Origin of the sequence: Arthrobacter sp. SAFR-023, from assembly GCF_051965295.1 — a bacterium.
Lineage (GTDB): Bacteria > Actinomycetota > Actinomycetes > Actinomycetales > Micrococcaceae > Arthrobacter.
In genome coordinates this window covers 1-4,909 of record NZ_JBQCMF010000039.1, presented here as the reverse complement: position 1 = coordinate 4,909, position 4,909 = coordinate 1, and the positions used below count along the sequence as shown (strand labels likewise).

General features: G+C 67.4%; 4 protein-coding genes and 1 pseudogene. All 5 read left to right on the top strand.

Going from position 1 to position 4,909, the window contains the following annotated elements; genetic code table 11:
• Positions 1-948, top strand: a pseudogene (locus tag ACTHQX_RS21570) (glycine dehydrogenase (aminomethyl-transferring)); the annotation flags it as partial.
• Between the two features lie 12 nt (positions 949-960).
• Positions 961-2,121, top strand: coding sequence for a glycine cleavage system aminomethyltransferase GcvT (gcvT, locus tag ACTHQX_RS21565; RefSeq protein ID WP_440159281.1), 1,161 nt, complete (start codon positions 961-963; stop codon positions 2,119-2,121).
• A 557-nt stretch (positions 2,122-2,678) separates the two neighbouring features.
• Positions 2,679-3,062: a glycine cleavage system protein GcvH gene (gcvH, locus tag ACTHQX_RS21560; RefSeq protein ID WP_111902982.1), complete on the top strand. Its 384-nt coding sequence runs from the start codon at positions 2,679-2,681 to the stop codon at positions 3,060-3,062.
• Positions 3,059-4,393 carry a serine hydroxymethyltransferase gene (gene glyA / locus ACTHQX_RS21555; protein WP_440159280.1) on the top strand — a complete coding sequence of 445 codons (1,335 nt, stop codon included), beginning with the start codon at positions 3,059-3,061 and terminating at the stop codon, positions 4,391-4,393. The genes gcvH and glyA overlap by 4 nt, the downstream gene beginning before the upstream one ends.
• Positions 4,394-4,728: 335 nt before the next feature.
• Positions 4,729-4,909 (top strand): serine dehydratase beta chain (locus ACTHQX_RS21550; RefSeq protein ID WP_440159279.1); only part of this gene is annotated, 181 nt, incomplete at its 3' end.

Genomic DNA, 4,909 nt, shown 5'->3' with positions numbered 1-4,909 from the left:
ATCACCTACCCGTCCACGCACGGGGTGTACGACGCCGACGTCCGCGAGGTCTGCGACGCCATCCACGCGGCCGGCGGCCAGGTCTACATCGACGGTGCGAACCTCAACGCCCTGGTCGGGCTCGCGCAGCCGGGCAAGTTCGGCGGCGACGTCTCGCACCTGAACCTGCACAAGACCTTCTGCATCCCGCACGGCGGCGGCGGTCCGGGCGTCGGTCCCGTTGCGGCCAAGGCGCACCTCGCTCCCTTCATGCCCGGCGATGCGGCCACCTGGACCGAAGGCAACGACGTTCCGATCTCGGCTTCGCGCTTCGGTTCCGCCGGTGTGCTGCCCATTTCCTGGGCGTATGTGAAACTCATGGGTGGGGCCGGCCTGACCGAGGCCACCAAGTCGGCGCTGCTCGCCGCGAACTACGTCGCTTCCCGGCTGAACGATTTCTTCCCCGTGCTCTACACGGGCGAAGGCGGCCTGGTGGCGCACGAGTGCATCCTTGACCTGCGCGAACTCACTGCCCGGACCGGCGTCACCGCCGAGGACGTGGCCAAGCGCCTGATCGATTACGGCTTCCACGCGCCCACGCTGGCGTTCCCGGTGGCCGGCACCCTGATGGTGGAGCCCACCGAGTCCGAGGACCTGGGCGAGATCGACCGGTTCATCACGGCAATGATCGCCATCCGCGCCGAGATCGACCAGGTGGCCAACGGTGACTTCACCGTGCAGGAGAGCCCGCTGCGCAACGCACCGCACACCGCGGCCGCTGCCATCAGCTCCGACTGGGACCGCGCCTACCCGCGCGAGCAGGCTGTCTTTCCCGTGCACACGCTCAAGCAGGACAAGTACTTCCCGCCGGTAGGCCGCATCGACGGCGCGGCAGGCGACCGGAACCTGGTCTGCTCCTGCCCGCCTCTCGAAGCGTTCGAGGACAACACAGCAGCCTTCGAGAACTGAGGATTCCGCTCAATGACTGAGAACTACACTGCCCTTTACGAGGAGCACAAGAAGCTGGGCGCCTCGTTCACCGACTTCGGCGGCTGGCAGATGCCGCTCAAGTACGGCTCCGAACTGGCCGAGCACCACGCTGTCCGCAACTCGGCCGGCATCTTCGACCTCTCCCACATGGGGGAAGTCTGGGTGACTGGTCCGGACGCCGCCGCGTTCCTCGACTACGCCCTGGCCGGCAAGATTTCCGCGATGGCCGTCGGCAAGGCCAAGTACTCCCTGATCTGCAACGAGGACGGCGGCATCATCGACGACCTCATCGTGTACCGCCGCCCCGCCGCGACCGAGGGCGCAGGAAACAGCACCGACAGGTTCCTGGTGGTCCCGAACGCCGGCAACGCCAAGGTGGTGGCCGAGGCCCTGGAGCAGCGGGCAGCGAACTTCGATGTCGCCGTCGCGGACGCCTCCGCCGAGACGTCGCTGGTCGCCGTGCAGGGCCCCAAGGCAGAGGAGATTCTCCTGCGCTTGGTCCCGGCAGCCCAGCACGAGCTGGTGACCGGGCTGAAGTACTACGCCGCCGTCGAGGTTTCCTTCCTGGTGGGCGGGGCCAGCCAGGACCTGCTGCTGGCCCGAACCGGGTACACCGGTGAGGACGGCTTTGAGATTTTCGTGGAGAACGACGACGCCGCCGCCCTCTGGCAGTCCATCGTCGCCATCGCGGACGAGGGGGAGCTGACGCCGTCCGGGCTCGCCTCCCGCGATTCGCTCCGCCTCGAGGCCGGCATGCCGCTGTACGGCAACGAGCTCTCGCTGGACGGTGACCCGTTCGCCGCCGGCCTGGGCCCCGTCGTCGCGCTGTCCAAGGAAGGTGACTTCGTTGGCAAGGCCGCGCTGGCTGCCAAGAAGGAAGCCGGAGCCGGCTCCACCACGGGCCGCAAGCTCGTGGGCCTCAAGGGCCTGGGCCGCCGTGCCGGCCGGGGGCACTACCCGGTCCTCAAGGACGGCAACGTCGTCGGCGAAGTCACCTCCGGCCAGCCAAGCCCCACCCTCGGCTACCCGGTCGCGATGGCCTACGTCGACGTCGCCTACGCCGAACCCGGCACTGCACTGGACATCGACCTGCGCGGCAAGGCGGAGCCGTTCGAAGTCGTCGCACTGCCTTTCTACAAGCGCTCAAAGTAGCCCGGTGGTCCTGTCCTGTCTCCCAGTGCCGGGCCGCCAGCCCGTCGTCCCCGACTCCGGGGCTGGCAAGCCCCAGTTTTCACGCGTGCTGCTCCTTCGTCGCTTTGACGCACGCTTTCGAAAACCGCGGCCAGCCAGCCCCTTGAGAGCAACTCGCCCTGGGTGGCAATCAAGACAGAACCGCTACCAGGATCGAGGCCCTCGAAAGCCAAAGGTGCTGGGGGAGGACCGCTGACTGCTGGTTGAGCCTGTCGAAACCCAGGCCGGGGTCTTTGACCTCGCAAGCTCGATCATTGGGGGTTGAGCTTGCCGGACCAGGGCACCCAAGGGGACAAGACGCAAAGTCAATGGGCTCTTCAGCAAACTGTTGGCTCACAAAACGGAACTGGATATCGGCGGGTGAGGGGTCTCCGGAAGCGTGCTCCCCACCGTCCCCCTAGCCTCGCAAGCTCGGCCAGGGAACCCGGGCGGTGTGGGCCCAAGCACGCGGAGGAGTTCCCTCATCCGCCACCCAACCCAGGCACGAGAATTTAGCACCAATGTAAAGGAAAAGACACATGGCAAAAGTTGCCGCTGAACTGCAGTATTCCGACGAGCACGAGTGGGTTCTCCGCGAAGACGGGAACCTGGTCTCGATCGGCATTTCCGCCGTGGCCACTGACGCCCTCGGCGACATTGTTTACGTGGACCTGCCCGAGGTCGGCTCGGCCGTGACCGCGGGGGAGACCTGCGGCGAGGTGGAGTCCACCAAGTCCGTATCGGACCTGTACTCCCCGGTGACGGGCGAGGTCACGGAGATCAACCCAGTCGTCGTCGAGGACCCGGCGCTGATCAACAGCGATCCGTACGGTGCAGGCTGGCTGTTCAAGGTGGCCGCCGATTCCGAGGGCCCGCTGCTGTCGGCCGAAGAGTACGCTTCCAAGAACGGAGGCGAGCTGTGAGCGGCGCAGGTGCCGCAGGCACAGAAACAGTCGCTTTCGAGCAGGTAGTGTCCCCGAGCCTGAACGCGGACCTCGCGGACCTGGATCCGGAGATCGCGGCGAAGATCGACGACGAGCTCGGCCGCCAGCGCGAGGGCCTGGAGATGATTGCGTCGGAGAACCACACCGCCGCGGCAGTGATGCAGGCTCAGGGTTCGGTGCTGACCAACAAGTACGCCGAGGGCTACCCGGGCAAGCGATACTACGGCGGCTGCGAGCACGTGGACGTGATCGAGCAGCTGGCGATCGACCGGGTCAAGGCCCTGTTCGGTGCCGAGTACGCGAACGTCCAGCCGCACTCCGGTGCGCAGGCCAACGCCTCGGTGATGCACGCCCTGATCAAGCCGGGCGACACCATCATGGGCCTGAACCTGGCCCACGGCGGGCACCTGACCCACGGCATGCGGATCAACTTCTCCGGCCGCCTCTACAACGTGATCCCGTACCAGGTCCGCGAAGAGGACCACCGGATCGACATGGCCGAGGTGGAGCGCCTGGCCCAGGAGCACAAGCCGCAGCTGATTGTGGCCGGCTGGTCCGCCTACGCCCGCCAGCTCGACTTCGCCGAGTTCCGCCGGATCGCCGACTCCGTGGGCGCCTACCTGATGGTGGACATGGCGCACTTCGCCGGCCTCGTGGCCGCGGGCCTGCACCCGTCCCCGGTCCCGCACGCGCACGTCACCACGTCCACGACGCACAAGACCCTCGCCGGTCCGCGTGGCGGCATCATCCTGACCAACGACGCCGACGTCGCCAAGAAGATCAACTCGGCAGTGTTCCCCGGCCAGCAGGGCGGCCCGCTGGAGCACGTGATCGCGGGCAAGGCCGTGGCCTTCAAAATCGCCGCGTCCGAGGAGTTCAAGGAACGCCAGGAGCGCGTGCTCGCCGGCGCCCGGATCCTGGCCGAGCGCCTGGTCCAGCCCGACGTCACGGCCAAGGGCATCTCCGTGGTCTCCGGCGGCACGGACGTGCACCTGGTCCTGGTGGACCTGCGCGACTGCGAGCTTGACGGGCAGCAGGCCGAAGACCGCCTCGCCGCGATCGACATCACGGTGAACCGCAACGCCGTGCCGTTCGATCCGCGTCCGCCGATGGTCACTTCCGGGCTGCGCATCGGCACCCCGGCGCTGGCCACCCGAGGCTTCGGCGAAGCAGCCTTCGCCGAGGTTGCGGACATCATCGCCGAGGCCCTGACCGCCGACGCCGGAGCGGACCTGTCCGGACTGCGCACCCGGGTAGAGGCCCTGGCCGCCGCCCACCCGCTCTACCCATCCGTAACACCGCTCTACTGACCCAGCGGCTTGTTGAGGCCCGTCGGGTGCGGACTCCTCTGCATGCTCGGTCGCGAAGGCGCCCGCTGAGCGGACGTGTCGCTCCCTTAGACGCATGCTGCCGGAGTCCCCACCCGAATGGGCCACATCCCCGGCCATCTCTTGCGGGCCATCCGTCAGCCACTGCCGGTGTGGCGACGGGCGATGGTGGATGAGTGGATTCCGGAAGCGTGCTCCCCACCGTCCCCCTAGCCTCGCAAGCTCGGCGAGGGAACCCGGACGGCGTGGGCCCAAGCACGCGGAGGAATCTGCCCGGGAGCCAACCCCCCCGACCACATGTCTAGTTAGGATTGATTATGGCCGTTGGAGTCTTTGATCTCTTTTCCATTGGGATCGGGCCCTCGAGTTCGCACACTGTGGGGCCGATGCGTGCCGCTGCCGTTTTTGCCGGGGAGCTCAAATCCTCCGGGAAGCTGGAGACCGTGGCGTCGCTGCGGGTGGACCTGTATGGCTCGCTCGCGGCAACCGGGCACGGGC